The 14,825-nt window shown below is 48.7% G+C and carries 16 protein-coding genes; 1 reads left to right on the top strand and 15 read right to left on the bottom strand.

The features are described 5' to 3' along the window. Positions 1-115: 115 nt before the first annotated feature. From veg to metG, 6 genes are all read right to left on the bottom strand, one after another. Positions 116-379, bottom strand: coding sequence for a biofilm formation stimulator Veg (gene veg / locus M1Q06_RS00235; RefSeq protein ID WP_058382232.1), 264 nt, complete (start codon positions 377-379; stop codon positions 116-118). A gap of 161 nt (positions 380-540) precedes the next feature. After that, positions 541-1,419 (bottom strand): 16S rRNA (adenine(1518)-N(6)/adenine(1519)-N(6))-dimethyltransferase RsmA, encoded by an 879-nt coding sequence (gene rsmA, locus M1Q06_RS00230; RefSeq protein ID WP_121301359.1) that lies wholly within the window; start codon positions 1,417-1,419, stop codon positions 541-543. Continuing rightward, complete coding sequence (gene rnmV, locus M1Q06_RS00225) at positions 1,416-1,976, bottom strand: ribonuclease M5 (RefSeq protein WP_434400889.1); 561 nt, start codon at positions 1,974-1,976, stop codon at positions 1,416-1,418. Before rnmV ends, rsmA begins: the two co-directional genes overlap by 4 nt. Positions 1,977-2,091: 115 nt before the next feature. Further along, positions 2,092-3,459, bottom strand: coding sequence for a ubiquitin-like domain-containing protein (locus tag M1Q06_RS00220; protein ID WP_434400887.1), 1,368 nt, complete (start codon positions 3,457-3,459; stop codon positions 2,092-2,094). Positions 3,460-3,545: 86 nt separating this feature from the next. Then, the gene (locus M1Q06_RS00215; RefSeq protein ID WP_121301356.1) at positions 3,546-4,313 is read right to left on the bottom strand and encodes a TatD family hydrolase; all 768 of its coding nucleotides are present in this window, start codon (positions 4,311-4,313) and stop codon (positions 3,546-3,548) included. Between the two features lie 193 nt (positions 4,314-4,506). After that, positions 4,507-6,468 (bottom strand): methionine--tRNA ligase, encoded by a 1,962-nt coding sequence (gene metG / locus M1Q06_RS00210; protein WP_121301355.1) that lies wholly within the window; start codon positions 6,466-6,468, stop codon positions 4,507-4,509. Between the two features lie 309 nt (positions 6,469-6,777). On the opposite strand from metG, the gene M1Q06_RS00205 reads away from it, so the two are divergent. After that, complete coding sequence (locus M1Q06_RS00205) at positions 6,778-7,056, top strand: AbrB/MazE/SpoVT family DNA-binding domain-containing protein (RefSeq protein WP_058382238.1); 279 nt, start codon at positions 6,778-6,780, stop codon at positions 7,054-7,056. A 46-nt stretch (positions 7,057-7,102) separates the two neighbouring features. Here M1Q06_RS00205 and rsmI read toward each other — a convergent pair whose 3' ends face one another. From rsmI to M1Q06_RS00160, 9 genes are all read right to left on the bottom strand, one after another. Continuing rightward, positions 7,103-7,975, bottom strand: a complete 873-nt coding sequence (gene rsmI, locus M1Q06_RS00200; protein WP_434400883.1) for a 16S rRNA (cytidine(1402)-2'-O)-methyltransferase — start codon at positions 7,973-7,975, stop codon at positions 7,103-7,105. Then, positions 7,972-8,244, bottom strand: coding sequence for a GIY-YIG nuclease family protein (locus M1Q06_RS00195; protein ID WP_121301353.1), 273 nt, complete (start codon positions 8,242-8,244; stop codon positions 7,972-7,974). Before M1Q06_RS00195 ends, rsmI begins: the two co-directional genes overlap by 4 nt. After that, positions 8,228-8,968, bottom strand: coding sequence for a tRNA1(Val) (adenine(37)-N6)-methyltransferase (locus M1Q06_RS00190; protein WP_058382241.1), 741 nt, complete (start codon positions 8,966-8,968; stop codon positions 8,228-8,230). The genes M1Q06_RS00195 and M1Q06_RS00190 overlap by 17 nt, the downstream gene beginning before the upstream one ends. 237 nt (positions 8,969-9,205) lie before the next feature. Beyond that, on the bottom strand, positions 9,206-9,565 hold the full coding sequence (gene yabA, locus M1Q06_RS00185) for a DNA replication initiation control protein YabA (protein WP_058382242.1): 360 nt from the start codon (positions 9,563-9,565) through the stop codon (positions 9,206-9,208). A 13-nt stretch (positions 9,566-9,578) separates the two neighbouring features. Next, positions 9,579-10,391: a PSP1 domain-containing protein gene (locus M1Q06_RS00180; RefSeq protein ID WP_058382243.1), complete on the bottom strand. Its 813-nt coding sequence runs from the start codon at positions 10,389-10,391 to the stop codon at positions 9,579-9,581. Between the two features lie 4 nt (positions 10,392-10,395). Beyond that, the gene (holB, locus tag M1Q06_RS00175) at positions 10,396-11,388 is read right to left on the bottom strand and encodes a DNA polymerase III subunit delta' (RefSeq protein WP_121301352.1); all 993 of its coding nucleotides are present in this window, start codon (positions 11,386-11,388) and stop codon (positions 10,396-10,398) included. Positions 11,389-11,472: 84 nt separating this feature from the next. Continuing rightward, entirely contained in the window at positions 11,473-11,802 is a 330-nt protein-coding gene (locus tag M1Q06_RS00170; RefSeq protein ID WP_058382245.1) for a cyclic-di-AMP receptor, read from the bottom strand. 173 nt (positions 11,803-11,975) lie between these two features. Further along, complete coding sequence (tmk, locus tag M1Q06_RS00165; RefSeq protein ID WP_058382246.1) at positions 11,976-12,608, bottom strand: dTMP kinase; 633 nt, start codon at positions 12,606-12,608, stop codon at positions 11,976-11,978. 84 nt (positions 12,609-12,692) lie between these two features. Next, positions 12,693-14,810, bottom strand: coding sequence for an RNA degradosome polyphosphate kinase (locus tag M1Q06_RS00160; protein ID WP_277751590.1), 2,118 nt, complete (start codon positions 14,808-14,810; stop codon positions 12,693-12,695). Positions 14,811-14,825: the final 15 nt, after the last annotated feature.

Raw genomic sequence — 14,825 nt, 5'->3', positions numbered from 1 at the left:
TGAAAACTATTTTAACACAGACGCATGGCTTCCGAAGAACCGGAACAATAGAAAAAACCCGCTTCCGGCGAAATCACCGAAGCGGGTTGTAAAGTAAGTATGAAATAGAGTTCAATTATTTAACGACTAGTGCGTCTTCTGTTCCTTCAAAGACAGTGATTTCCACTGCTTCAGTTAAGATGTCCGCGTAGCTATAAGATACACGTTCAAATGCATGTTCATCTTGATCCAATTCAATCACGAACACGGAGTGATAGGTTTCACGCAGAATTCCGGCACGTTCTACCGTCTTTTTGCGACCTCCGTTTGCTTTTAACAGCAACCTTTTCCCTAAATGCAGGTCTAATGACTTTTTAATCTCCGCCAAAGTTTTGGGCATTTTGTCTACACCTCACTATAGTCTAAAGTCTAGCATAAAATGACCGCGGAGTCAAATAAATTTTTAATTTTACCAATGCTTTTCAGGAATTGCAACAGTTATTTATCCGAAATATTCTAGTTCCGAAAAAAACTGTGCCAAAACTGTTACAGTTTCACGGTTTAATGAAAATGCGGATATAATTTATCGGAAAGCAGCCCGAATTCCTTGATGCTGAGCGTTTCGCCACGCCGCGCTGGGTCGATGCCGGCTTCTTCGAGCGCCTGCAGAATGAGGTCTTTTTTCGCTTTCCCGTTCGGCATGGCGCTTTGCAGGTTGTTGAGAATCGTCTTGCGGCGCTGGACGAATGACCCGCGTGTCACCAAGAAGAAAAAGTCTTCGTCAATAACTTGCACGATCGGTTCCGTTCGTTTGATCATGCGGATGACCGCAGAGTCGACATTTGGCTGGGGCATGAATACCGATTTCGGCACCGTCATGGCGTAGTCGGCTTCCGTATAATACTGGATGGCGATCGACAAGGAGCCGTATGCTTTCGTGCCGGGTTTCGCCGTGATGCGCTCTGCTACTTCTTTTTGCAGCATGACGACCATTCCGCGAATCGGCAGTTTCTCAAGCAATAATTTGAGGATGATCGGCGTTGTCACGTAATAAGGCAAGTTGGCGACGACCATGATGTCTTCAAAACCGGCCAATTCTTCTTGAATCGCTCTTTCGACGTCCGCTTTCAAAATATCGGAATGGATCACTTTGACGTTATCATAGGGCGACAGTGTGTCCGCGAGTACCGGCAATAATCGCTGGTCGATTTCAAACGCCAATACTTTCCCTGCGTCTCTCGCCAGGTGTTCGGTTAATGCACCGATGCCCGGGCCGATTTCAATGGCGGCCGAATCTTTTGTGAGACCCGCTTGCGAGACGATTTTGCGTAAAATATTCGGGTCGATCAAAAAGTTCTGGCCGAGGCTTTTCTTGAACGTCAGGCCGTGTTTGGCCATGATCTCTTGCGTACGGATCGGTGTTGCTATATCTTTGGTCATGTTCTGTCCTCCTGGGTTAACGCTTGCACTGCGTCGATAAACTGCTGTTTGGTAATGCCGAACACATGCAGGCGCTTATGCAGCTGCTTGCCGTTCGTATAGCCAATGTTGAGCACTTCGCCGAGCTCTGTCCTGCGGGCTTTCGCTGACGGATGGGCAATCAGCCGGGCGTCGATCAAATCCTCTAGGGTGATCTCCACCGGCCGCTCTGCTGCCAGCGGCGTATAGACCGCCTCTAATGCCTGGCGGATATCTTCATCACTGGCATGTTCAATGCCGAGCCCTTTTCCGTTTTTGGCGATGGTTTTTTCTTTCGCCAAAAAGGCGTGCTTGGCATGCGGCACGTGTTCTTCAATAATAGCACGAATCCGCCTTCCCGGATAATCGGGATCGGTGAAGACGATGACGCCCCGCTTCTCCTGGGCATGCATAATGCGCCGCAAAGTCTCGCTGGAGATGGCGGAACCGTTCGTTTCGATCGTATCGGCGCCCACAGCCCGCTTAATCGCCACTGTATCATCTTTTCCTTCGACTACAATCACTTCTTGTATCTTCATGGCCTATCCCTCGTTTCTGCAGATCTCATCCAGTTTACCGCGCTTCCGGCAAACATGTAAAAAGCTTTCCCGACACTCCGGGAAAGCTTTTCCTTCTATATAATACTGTATTCGATTAGTTGAGGATTTTAACTTTCACTTGCTTGCGCCCGAATGCGATGGCATCGGAACGGTTCGGCATGAACAAATCGATCTTGTTGCCTTTGATCGCGCCGCCTGTATCGCCTGCAATGGCATTGCCGTAGCCTTCTACCCACACTTTTGAACCTAGCGGAATGACGCTTGGGTCAACTGCGATCACTTTAAGGCCCGGGTTCGCTTTCAAGTTGATGCCCGTTGCCGTAATGCCAGAGCAGCCTGTGCAGCTAGCCGTGTAAGCTGTTGCCGAGACATAAAATTCTTTGCCGCCTGTAGGTTCAGAAGCAGCTTCTTTTTTCGCTGGCTGTGGTGCGGCTTTCGCTTTTGCAGGAGCTTTTGCTACCGCTTTTGGAGCTGCAGCTTTCTTCGCCGGTGCCGAAGCTTTTTTCACTGGCGCCGCTTCTTGTTTCGCTGATGCCTGTTTAGGCGCAACTGTTTCTTTTTTCGCTGTGCCGCGCGAAACGCTCGCTACGACTGTTTTCGTGCCGACAGCCAAGATCTGCTGTTTCGGTTCTTTGACGACTTTTTCTTTTTTCAATTCACGTTTTACTTCTTTGCCGTTTTCTTTCACGACTTCGTAAGTTTTCTTAACCAATCCGTTCTGCCCTTTTTGGACAAGCTTTTCGCTGCCTTTCAAAAGGGAAGAATCTTTTCTCGTTTCCACTGCATACTTCACAGCGTCTTCCACTACATCGGTGACTTTTTCTACACGCACGACCTCGACTTTCGAGTTAGGAAGAACGAGTTCATCCATATCCTGTTCTACACGGTCAAGTTTGCTTAGTTCAACACTATGCTGTTTTAAAAAGTCAGCGACCGTAGTCGAAGTGGACCAGACTTTTTTGTCTTTTCCGCCATCCACGATGGTTACTTCATACGCTTTCTCTACGTCGATCATTGTATCTTCATCGACAGTCTCATCTAATGCAGGACTAACTTTGTCGTGCTTTGTTACTTCAATTTCCGCTTTTTCCAAAATAGCGGCAACGGTGTTCTCAGTCGTCCACGCTGAACGGGTTTCTCCGTCAACCGTTACTGCGTATTGTTCAGCTTCATCCCATTCGATCGCGGCATCGCCTTCGATCTTCGTATCGGCTGAATGGCTGAGGAAATCGTCTTTCCCGACTTCAATCGCCTTTTCGTCCAATACATCGCCAACCGTTTCAGCGTGGGTGCGGATTTCTTCGGTTTCCCCGTTCGCTGTAATTGTCACCGTATTTTTAGTGCCTTCGAAAATTGCGAAAGCCAATACAGCTGCGAACAACAGAACCGTTGCAATGCTGATCGCGACCGACTTCCCTTTAAATGATTTATTGTTGTTGGTATTATTTGCCTCTTTTGTCAAAAATAACTCCTCCTTTGTACACCTGAGTGATTATAGGCGCGTCCCACTTCCGTGTCAACGCATATGTTTTCTTAATTAACCAGCATTTATGATAATTTGTAGAATCGTTTTGCATTTTCAGTTGTGGCTTCCGCTACCGTTTCGACCGGCAGTTCTTTCAAACGGGCGATCTCTTCCGCCACGAGTGGCACGTAGGAAGGTTCATTGCGCTTGCCGCGGTAAGGATGCGGTGCGAGATAAGGGGCGTCGGTTTCGATCATCAAATGTTCCAGTGGAATTTCAGCAGCCACTTCTTTCGGCTTTTTGGCGTTTTTGAATGTTACCGGCCCACCGAGTGAAATCATGAAATTCATTTTGATACTCTCTTGCGCCGTTTCGACGCTGCCGCCGAAGCAATGCATGACACCGCCGACTTCTTGTGCATCTTCCTCGCGCAAGATTGTCAGCACGTCTTCTGTCGCTTCCCGGTTATGGATGATGATTGGCAACTTGACGCGTTTCGCGAGTTGGATCTGCTTGCGGAATATTTGTTGTTGGATATCTCTCGGTGATTTATCCCAATGGTAATCGAGGCCGGTTTCGCCAATGCCGACTACTTTTTCGTGTGCGGCCAATTGTTCGATCCATTCGAGGTCTTCGTCCGTGCAATCGATCGCATCGACAGGATGCCAGCCGACGACGGCATAGATAAAGTCATATTGCTCAACCAATTCAATGGCGCGTTTGATCGTTTTCCGGTCAAAACCGATGACAACCATTTTCTCCACCTTGCTGTTTAGCGCGCGATCAATGACTTCCTGCAAATCTTCGTCGTATTGATCGGCGTTTAAATGAACATGGGTATCGATATACATCTTCATCAGTCTCCTTCACATAGGTTACATTGTACGGGTTGAGGCCATTTCTTTCTTCACAGCCATATTACATTTGGATTACAAAACATGATGTTTTGAAGTCATTTCATCATTTTTAGCTGTTTTCATAGTCATTAAGTCCTTAAACGTAAAAAAACAGCCTACTCAACTGAGCAGGCTGTCACATGAATATTTACTTAACTTGTGTGCCATTCGGTAACTTTTGGTCTACGGAAGCGATGGTCAAGTAGCCATTTTGCTGTCCGGCGAGAATCATGCCTTGCGATAATTCACCGCGCAGCTTGACTGGTTTCAAGTTGGCGACAATGATCACTTTTTGGCCGACAAGTTCATCCGGCTTGTAATGCTCAGCGATGCCGGAGACGACTTGGCGTGTTTCATAGCCCATGTCCACTTGCAGCTTCAAAAGCTTATCGGTCTTCTTCACCGGTTCGCATGCCGTAACCGTCGCTACGCGCAAATCCACTTTCATGAAATCATCGATCGTAATCTCAGGGGTGTCCGGCTTTTCAGGAACGGTTTGGGCAGGCTCTTCTTTCGGCGCTGCCCCTCCGCGCATTTGGTCGCGAATATAGGCCACTTCCGGCTCCACTTCGAGACGCGGGAAAATCGGCGTGCCTTTTTTCACGACGGTCGTACCTGAAGGAATCGCGCCGAATGACTCTAATGTCTGCCATTCGAGGAATTCTGGCGTAAGGCCGAGCTGTTCGATGATCTGCTTTGGTGCATTTGGCAAGAACGGCTGCAGCATAACTGCTGTCATGCGCAAGCTTTCCGCGAGATGCGCCATGACTGAAGCCAATTGCGCTCGATCGCTTTCGTCTTTCGCCAATACCCATGGCTGCGTTTCATCGATGTATTTATTCGTGCGGGAAATCAATGTCCATACTTCGCTCAACACCAGGCTGAACTGCATTTTTTCCATATGCTCTTCGTAGACAGAGACCGTATTCTTCGCGACGGCCTGCAAAGTCTCATCAAAATCGGTTTTCAGGCCGTCGACTTGCGGCACTTCGCCGTCGAAATATTTATTGATCATGGAAACGGTCCGGTTCAATAAATTCCCGAGGTCGTTCGCCAAGTCATAATTGGTACGCTCGACAAAAGATTCCGGCGAGAACACGCCGTCAGATCCAAATGGCAGTTCGCGCAATAGGAAATAACGCGCCGCATCGAGCCCGTAGCGCTCCACGAGCATTTCCGGATAGACGACATTGCCTTTCGATTTCGACATTTTGCCGTCTTTCATCATGATGAAGCCGTGTGCGAAGACTTTCTTCGGCAATGGCAAGTCAAGCGCCATCAGGAAGATCGGCCAATAGATCGTATGGAAGCGCACGATGTCTTTTCCGACGACGTGGACGTCCGCCGGCCAGTATTTATTGAAATCGGCATCGTCATTCGAACCGTAGCCGAGTGACGTGATGTAGTTCGACAACGCGTCGACCCATACATAGATGACATGTTTCGGATCTCCAGGAACTGGGATGCCCCAGTCGAATGAAGTCCGCGAAACCGACAAATCTTCAAGGCCCGGCTTAATGAAATTATTGACCATTTCATTTTTGCGCGATTCCGGTTCGATAAATTCGACATGCTTGTCGTAATAATCAAGCAAGCGGTCTGCGTACTTTTTCATATTGAAGAAATACGATTCTTCCTTCACTTTATGCACCGGGCGTCCACAATCCGGGCAATTGCCGTCTTCGAGCTGCGATTCCGTGAAGAAGGATTCGCAAGGCGTGCAATACCAGCCTTCGTATTCCCCTTTGTAGATATCGCCATTGTCGAGGAAGGTTTGGAAGATTTTCTCCACCCCTTCCTTATGGCGGCCTTCTGTCGTACGGATAAAATCGTCATAGCTAATGTCCATGACTTCCCATACTTTTTTCGCCGCCTCAGCCATCTCATCGACAAAGACTTGTGGTTCTTTGCCGGCTTCGCGGGCTTTTTCTTCGATTTTCTGGCCGTGCTCGTCCATGCCCGTCAAAAAACGGACATCGAAGCCGCGCAGGCGTTTATAACGCGCCATAGCGTCGGATGCAACGGTCGTGTAAGCCGTCCCGATATGGAATTTTCCGCTCGGATAGTAAATGGGAGTCGTCAGGTAAAATGTCTTGTTCTTGGCAGTCACGAAAAATTCCTCCAGTTTTTTTGTATATCCTTTATTTTAACGAAGTCACGAATTTTGTACAATGTTTCCTCCTGCAAGGAAAAGCCGAGTTACAGAATTGGAGCTTCCTCCCAAAATAGGGTTACAGGAAAATAATTGGCAAAAAAATAACGAAATAATGGGTATTTGCCTCAATAACCCAAAATTTATTATGAAATCCATAGTTTTTTATTGACCTAATTGACATTACTTGGTATGATTTATGACAAGAAGTGGTAAATGTCGAATTTTGACGAATTCTGCCGCTAAAATTGAAAGGGGCTAATGATTATGAAATCGACTGGTATTGTACGTAAAGTGGATGAACTGGGCCGCGTAGTTATTCCGATTGAATTGCGCCGTACGCTAGGAATCGCAGAGAAAGATGCGTTGGAGATTTATGTCGACGACGACAAAATTATCTTGAAAAAATATATGCCAAATATGACATGTGCGGTAACTGGTGAAGTTTCCGATGAGAACATGCAATTGGTTGGCGGCAAATTGATCCTCAGCCCAGAAGGCGCGGAGCAGCTTGTCAAAGAAATCCAAAGCAATTTGAAGAAATAAAAAACCGGCGTGCCTATGCACACCGGCTTTTTTTTATAGGCTCGATTCAGTCTTTATGGAATGCTTCGTATACATCACGCTTTGGAAGGCCTCGCGCTTTCGCTGCTTCCTTGATCGCTTCTTTTGAAGAAATTTGTTTTTGTTCCATTAACTGAGTGACGTGCTGCACGTATGTCAGTTCTTTCCACCACTCATCTACTTCCAGCACGTCGGGCTCCAAATTGCCTTCAACCACTAAGCAGAATTCGCCGCGGATTTCATTAGACTCCACCCAAGCGACGGCTTCTTCTAAGTTTCCGCGTAGAAATTCCTCGAATTTTTTGGTCACTTCCCTGGCCAATACAATCCGGCGCTCGCCGCCGAACACCGCCATCAGGTTTTTCAAACTATCTTTCAAACGATGCGGTGCTTCGTAAAACAGCAGCGTTTCTTCTTTCTGGCTCAATTTTTCGAGTTCCGCCTGACGCGCTTTCTTATTGCGCGATAGGAACCCGTAAAACAAGAACGGCTGCGGAGTGATGCCAGAAGCGATCAATGCGCTGAGTGCTGCATTTGCACCCGGCACCGGGACGACCGGATAGCCTGACTCGACCGCTTTTTTCACGATGTCCTCCCCTGGATCGGAAATGCACGGCATGCCGGCATCGCTGACCAGTGCAACCGACTTGCCTTCCGCCAAATAGCGGAGGATTTTCTCTCCCCCGCTGTCCTGGTTGTGTTCATGATAGCTGACTAGCGGGGTGTCAATGGAAAAATAATTGCAAAGCTTCTTGGTGTTGCGCGTATCTTCCGCTGCAATGACGTCCACTTCTTTTAACAGCCGCAGCGCACGCACCGTCATGTCTTCCAAATTTCCGATCGGTGTCGCCACTAAATAAAGCGTCGTTTGTTCGCCGCTGAAACTCTTCTGTGATTTCATGTCCGCTCCGCCTTTCCATTTCGAATATAAGCGATTTTTTCCGCCTTGCTCAATTGTTTGAAGGCGTATTCCGCTTTCATCGCTTCCGGCTTTGTTTCGTACATTTCGTGGTAAAGGAGCGTCAACGGGCCGCGGGAGCGCGTATATTTCGCGCCTTTCCCGCTTTCATGCTTGGCCAAGCGTTTCTCTAAATCATTTGTATATCCCGCATAATACGAACCATCTCCGCATTCAAGCACGTAGAAATAATGGTCATTGTTCACTTCCATACAGCAAACCTCGCACTTCTTCCGTGTATTCGCCGTCGTCTCCGTAAACGATCAAAGGCGGCAATACTTTCAAATCCGGTTTGCCGTCCTTGATGCCTTCAATCAATAAAGTATTCGCTTCTTTGCCCGCTTTCGGGTAGACAAGCCGGATCCGTTTTGGCTCCAAGCGATTGTTGCGCATCGCCGCCATGATATCGATCAATCTTCCCGCACGATGCACAAACGCCGCTTTGCCGCCTTGCTTCAATAACTGGCTCGCCGACCGTACCGCTTCGTCCAATGTCAGGTGCAGTTCGTGGCGCGCAATCGCCATATGCTCACTCAGATTTTTATCGCTCATGTCATGCGCCGGGAAATACGGCGGATTGCATGTCACCGTATCGAATTTCTCGTAGCCGAGCTGCGCAGGGATTTCTTTCACGTCCCCTTCGATAATGTCGATCTGTCCGTCGAGGCCGTTGAATTCGATGCTGCGGCGCGCCATGCCAGCCAGGCGGGGCTGAAGTTCAACTCCCGTGATCGTTGATTCGGTACGAGCGCTCAAAAACAACGGAATCGCCCCATTGCCCGTGCATAAATCGACAATGCGGCCGCGCTTTTTCGGCACATAGGCAAAACGCGCCAACAGCACCGCGTCCAAAGAAAAGGAAAATACCGATGGGCTTTGGATGATGCGCAAGTTCTCCGCCAGCAAATAATCCAGCCGTTCGTCATCTGTTAACATATCGTTCACTCCTGCCATAATAAAAGGCTGCCGCCACACGGAGTGTCGGAAGCCTGTTGGTTCTATTTCTGTGTTGTGCTTGTCTTGCCAGTACGGGCGTTTCGGCTTTTCTTAATGTCTAGCTCGAACGCCTAGCTCCTCGGGTCATAAGCCCATTTCCCTGTGCGGCAAAAAGCGCCGCTTCGGGAACTTGTCTTATGCCTGTCAGAGCTGAACAGGCGGCCTCGCTTTTCTTTGTTAGTTTTGCTTATTCAGGAAAGATAAACAAAACAGGCAGTCGTCGCCTTTTCTGGAGCTGCCGAAATGGACATTGCAGACGTGGTAGCCTTCATGGTACAGGCGTGCCAAGTTGTCGTAGCCTTCGCCGATATCCATGACGGCTTTTTTCAATTTGACCGGGTCGACTTTTTCAGGTTCCGGCACCTTTTCGTTCAGTTCATCGAGGCGGGCACGCAAATGATGATTTTCCAATTGCAGCGCATGATGCTCTTCCATCGTCCGCGCTACTACTGTTTTCAAATCACGGAACTGCTCTTGCATCGATTCCAATTGCTGTTCAAAATCCATGACCGTATCCAAAAAGTTCTTTTCTTTCACTGATACCACCACCTCACGCTCTCGTCCCTTGGTTCATGATTTCATCCAATGTATATTCCAGCGTCTGGTCTTGTTCAGCCAGGCGGATTTTCAATACTCTTTCAAGCAAGTTCAAGCTGACGACGCGGCCGTTGCCATCTGGCGTCTCGACGCGTGCGCCGATATCCGGCATTTCCTTTTTCGCCTGTTCGTATTCATCGTTCTCGTATTTCAGGCAGCACATCAAACGGCCGCACAGCCCTGAAATCTTCGACGGATTCAACGACAGGTTCTGGTCTTTCGCCATCTTGATCGATACTGGCTCAAAATCGCCAAGGAAAGTCGAACAGCACAGCATGCGACCGCATGGCCCGATGCCGCCAAGCATCTTCGCCTCGTCACGCACGCCGATCTGGCGGAGTTCGATGCGCGTACGAAAAATCGACGCCAAGTCTTTCACCAAATTACGGAAATCGACACGGCCTTCTGCGGTGAAATAGAAAATGACCTTATTGCGGTCAAATGTGTATTCCACATCGACTAACTTCATGTCCAAACGGTGAGATTCGATTTTCTCCGTCCCGACTTCAAATGCGCGCTCTGCTTCTGAGCGGTTTTCATCCACTTGCAGGCGGTCGCGTTCAGTGGCGACCCGCACCACTTGCTTTAGCGGCAGAACAACATCGTTCTCGCCCACTTCTTTCACGGGAACGACCACTTTGCCGTATTCGATGCCCCGTGCTGTTTCCACAATGACATAATCGTCTTTTTCGATCAGTGCTTCGCCTGGATCGAAATAATATATTTTACCCGCTTTCTTGAAGCGGACTCCTATTACTTTATACACTTTTTTACCCCTCCTGCAGATTTAGCATTAATTGCTCCATCAACAGTGTCCGGTTCATATTGCGCGGCAATTGCTGTTTGGCTTGTAGCACTGCCTGCAGCTGCTTGGACAATACATCGAACGAACGTTGAAGCGCCATCTGCTTCCAAGTTTCTTCCATGTCCGGATACGTGCGTGCAGTTTCAAGACCCGCTTTCACTGTCGCGATGTCCCGATATGCAAATAATAACATGTCGAGCCCTCTTTCGGCATCTTCTTTCTCCTTGAACAAGGGCAGCCAGTCAGATTGGATCAAAAGTAATGCCTCGTGGACATTGCCCCCGACCGTCTCGACCAGCTTCAACACCAGTTTCCGTTCATCGGCAAACTGCTCTTCCTCGCTGAGCCGCTTCGCTTCCTGCTCGCTTTGTGTCAGCATACTCACCGTCGCCGCCATCGACCCCGTCATGCCATCCGCCATCAAGCGCTCCATCAGCTTCGGTCGTGACAGCGGCTGGAATGACAATAGCTGGCAGCGTGAGCGGATCGTGCTCATGATGGCATTCAAGCGCTCCGTTAGCAACAATGCGGTCACATTCGCTTCCGGTTCTTCCAAAAACTTCAGCAAGGCGTTGGCAGAGGAATTATTCATCCGGTCCGCCTGCTCGATCACGTAGATCTTACGCCCGCTGTTGAGCGCTGTCTTGTTCATTGTATAAATCAAATCGCGGATCTGGTCGATTTTGATATTCTGGCCATCCGGTTCTATGAATAAAATATTCGGGTGATTGCCGCTTTCATACAATTTACAGCTGCGGCATGTTTCACATGGAACATTATCAATCGGTGTTTCACATAATAATAATTTGACAAAAAAATGCGTCAGTTCCTTTTTCCCGGAACCCGATGGCCCTTCGAGTAGATACGCATGGGCCAGACGGTCATTGGCATACGCCCCTTGCAGCCGTTTTAACACAACCGGCTGCATCTCGTGCAATTCTTCTATGGTCTTGTGCATGATTCCACCTTCAAACTTTGTAAAAAATCCCGTGTTCCTGATGGATCACGGGTAGTGCGGACGAAGAAACAGCCAAGCTGCTCCTTAAAATTGTTGGAACTGTTCGATCGGCAAGACAAAAATCGTTGCCCCGCCCACTTCCACTTCGACCGGATACGGTATATAGGAATCCGCATTTCCGCCCATCGGGGAAACCGGCGCCACCATCTGTTCGCGCGCACGGCAATTGTCGCGGATCAAATCCATCAATTTCGGGACACGGCTATCGTCGACCCCGATTAAAAAGGTGGTATTTCCTGAGCGCAAGAACCCTCCCGTACTGGCAAGCTTGGTAGCCCGGAAATCATTTTTCGTCAACGCATTGGATAAGCGGTTACTGTCTTGATCCTGTACCACTGCAACGACGAGTTTCATCAGCACTCACTCCTTTTTTGGTTGCTTCTCTATGTATTAGTATAACACGAACGGTGAACGTGCCGTCACATCTTTCCTTTAGGCAATGCGAAAAATTCATGACTATATGCACAAAGCCGTTGATTCAGTCCATGAAAAAACAGCCCTTAACGAACAGGGCTGCCGGCAATCCATTATTGTTTTTCAGCCAAGAAGCGCTGCAATGCTTCATACGCATCCGCCACCACTTCATCCAACTCATTTTCCGCATTGATCAACTGCATGCGTTCCGGGTAGCGGCCGAGCAATAGCAAATAGCCTTCCCTCACTTTGTAATGAAACGCCAGCGACTCCTCGTCTAGGCGATTGAATTCACGTCCTTGATCGAGGTCGATGCGCGCAAGCCCCGTTTTCGGATTGACATCAAAATATAGCGTCAATTCAGGCATATGCCCTTCGATAGCGAATTCATTGATCGCCAGCACATTGTCCAGGCCAAGCCCGCGTGCGTGGCCCTGGTAAGCGAGGCTGCTGTCGACAAAACGGTCGCAAAGAACGATTTTCCCTGCCTGAAGCGCCGGCAGCACACGCTCCACCAAATGCTGGCGCCGTGCCGCTGCATATAATAGCGCTTCGGTACGGGCGTCCATCGCCGTATGCGTCCGGTCCAGGATGACTTCGCGGATTTTCTCCGCGATTTCAATGCCCCCCGGTTCACGCGTCGTCACTACTTCAAACCCATCAGCTGTCAAACGTTCTGCCAGCTTCGCCAGTGCCGTCGTCTTACCCGATCCTTCGCCGCCTTCTAGCGTAATAAAATAACTCATATTTTCACCTGTTCCCTTATCTTTTAACTAAAACACTACCCACTATAACGCAAAAACGGGCTGTTCCACAACTTCCTTTAGACCTTATTCCTCGTCTTCCGCCACTTGGTATGCGCGCTCGAACAGTTCCATTTGGCTATCGATCACCGCTTGCCCTTCCATTCTCCGGACATAACCGTAATTGCCTTCCTCGTCCTGTTCACGGGCTTTGACATTATCCCTCAGCCCAAGCTCGAGAATGTCCCACACTTGCCCTTTCACCCGCTTATCGAGAATCGGGAAAAGGATTTCAATGCGGTTGTTCAGGTTTCTCGTCATCATATCCGCAGAAGATAAAAAGGTCTTCTCTTTTCCATTCTGGTGGAAATAATACACACGGCTATGTTCGAGCAGGCGCCCGACAATGCTGCGCACGCGAATATTATCGCTCACCTCCGGAATTCCAGGCCGCAAGCAGCAGATGCCGCGGACGATCAAATCGATCTTCACCCCCGCACGCGACGCTTCATACAGCTTCATTATGATGATCTTATCCGTCAAAGAGTTCATTTTAGCCACAATATGGCCATTGCCATACTTCTTCTCGTAACGGATTTCGGAATCGATCAAATGAAGAATGTCTTTCCTGATCGAAAACGGCGCCACCGATAGATAATGGAATTCTGGCTTTTCCGTGTAGCCGCTCAAGTAATTAAAGAAATTCGTCGCATCGATGCCGATTTCTTTTTTCGAGGTAAATAAGCTCATATCGGTATAGATTTTTGCCGTCTGGTCGTTGTAATTGCCGGTCCCAAGATGGACAAAGCGCTCGATGCGCCCTTGTTTTTTCCGCACCACAAGAGTGATCTTGCTATGGGTCTTTAAATGGGTCATCCCGTAAATAACGTGGCAGCCCGCTTTTTCAAGTTCTTTCGCCCAGTGCACGTTGTTTTCCTCATCAAAACGTGCCTTCAATTCGACAAGCACCGTTACTTGCTTGCCGTTTTCTGCTGCCCGCTTCAAGGCATTGATCACCGGGGAATCCCCGCTGACACGGTACAAGGTCTGTTTGATGGCGAGCACATCAGGGTCATCCGCCGCTTCCGAAATAAACTCGACGACCGGCTCGAACGATTCATAAGGATGATGCAAAAAAACATCTTCATCGGCGATTTTCGCAAAAATCGCCTTGCCGTTCTCCATCCCTACCGGCAATTGCGAAATCTTGCCCTCATATACCAAATGCTCCCATATTGGGGCCATCTTTTTGTAAAAACCGAAAAACACGGTCAAGTCCAGAAATCCATCAATTTCATAGACGTCTTTCGGATGCACTTCCAACTCATCCATCAAATAGTCCAAAATAACGGGATCCAAGCCATCTTTTTGCACTTCGAGCCGAACGGCAGCGCCCCATTTGCGCTTTCTCAACTCTTCTTCGATTTCTTTGAGCAAATCGCGCGCGCCTTCTTCGTGTATTGTCATATCCGCATTGCGGGTGATACGGAACACAGTCGTCGATTTGACTTCATAGCCGTGAAACAGCTTGCCGATAAAGAAACCGATGACGTCTTCGAGCATCAATAACTTGCGCAATCCGCCGTTTTCCGGCAATTGGACAAAGCGCTCAAGCATCGCAGGCAATTGCACGATGGCTGTTCGCGTCCGTTGTTCAGAATCCGCTTCTTTTGCCGTGTCTTCCAAGACCACCGCCAAATTGATACTTTTATTCAACAGCATCGGAAACGGGCGGTAGGCATCGATCGCCATCGGGGTCAGCACAGGAAAAATATGCTCATCAAAATAAACCTCTAAAGCCTCTTGCTGCGAATCGCTCAATTCCCTTACTTTCAGGAAATGGACATGCTCTCTCTGAAGCTTGGGATACAATATTTTACGCAGGGTGTCGTATTGCAAATTCACCAATTGATGGTTTTTCAAGGCAATTTCATGCAATTGCTGCTTTGGCGTCATCCCGGCTTTGTTCTCAGGCTTATTAAAGCCCACCTTCACTTGGTCCTGTAGTCCCGCCACACGGACCATGAAAAACTCATCCAAGTTGGAACTGAAAATCGCCAAGAACTTAAGCTTTTCGAGCAGCGGATTGCGCGGGTCAAGCGCTTCTTGCAACACCCGTTCATTGAATGCCAGCCAACTCAGTTCGCGGTTATTGTAATAAGAAGGATTGTTCAACTGGATCATGTCTTCCTTTTTCTTTCCCACGGCAAAACTCCCCCT

Source organism: Planococcus sp. 11815, assembly GCF_051096385.1.
In the GTDB taxonomy this organism is placed as follows: Bacteria; Bacillota; Bacilli; order Bacillales_A; family Planococcaceae; genus Planococcus; species Planococcus citreus.
Note: the sequence above shows the minus strand (reverse complement) of the source record. Positions and strands in the feature narration are given on the sequence as shown.

What these genes read in the sequence shown, in the direction of transcription:
- M1Q06_RS00170 (WP_058382245.1), bottom strand. Translation starts at nt 11,802, where the DNA reads ATGAAACTCGTCGTTGCAGTGGTACAGGATCAAGACAGTAACCGCTTA.
- M1Q06_RS00195 (WP_121301353.1), bottom strand. Translation starts at nt 8,244, where the DNA reads ATGGAAGTGAACAATGACCATTATTTCTACGTGCTTGAATGCGGAGAT.
- M1Q06_RS00190 (WP_058382241.1), bottom strand. Translation starts at nt 8,968, where the DNA reads ATGTTAACAGATGACGAACGGCTGGATTATTTGCTGGCGGAGAACTTG.
- veg (WP_058382232.1), bottom strand. Translation starts at nt 379, where the DNA reads ATGCCCAAAACTTTGGCGGAGATTAAAAAGTCATTAGACCTGCATTTA.
- M1Q06_RS00205 (WP_058382238.1), top strand. Translation starts at nt 6,778, where the DNA reads ATGAAATCGACTGGTATTGTACGTAAAGTGGATGAACTGGGCCGCGTA.
- rnmV (WP_434400889.1), bottom strand. Translation starts at nt 1,976, where the DNA reads ATGAAGATACAAGAAGTGATTGTAGTCGAAGGAAAAGATGATACAGTG.
- holB (WP_121301352.1), bottom strand. Translation starts at nt 11,388, where the DNA reads ATGCACAAGACCATAGAAGAATTGCACGAGATGCAGCCGGTTGTGTTA.
- tmk (WP_058382246.1), bottom strand. Translation starts at nt 12,608, where the DNA reads ATGAGTTATTTTATTACGCTAGAAGGCGGCGAAGGATCGGGTAAGACG.
- M1Q06_RS00215 (WP_121301356.1), bottom strand. Translation starts at nt 4,313, where the DNA reads ATGTATATCGATACCCATGTTCATTTAAACGCCGATCAATACGACGAA.
- rsmA (WP_121301359.1), bottom strand. Translation starts at nt 1,419, where the DNA reads ATGACCAAAGATATAGCAACACCGATCCGTACGCAAGAGATCATGGCC.
- rsmI (WP_434400883.1), bottom strand. Translation starts at nt 7,975, where the DNA reads ATGAAATCACAGAAGAGTTTCAGCGGCGAACAAACGACGCTTTATTTA.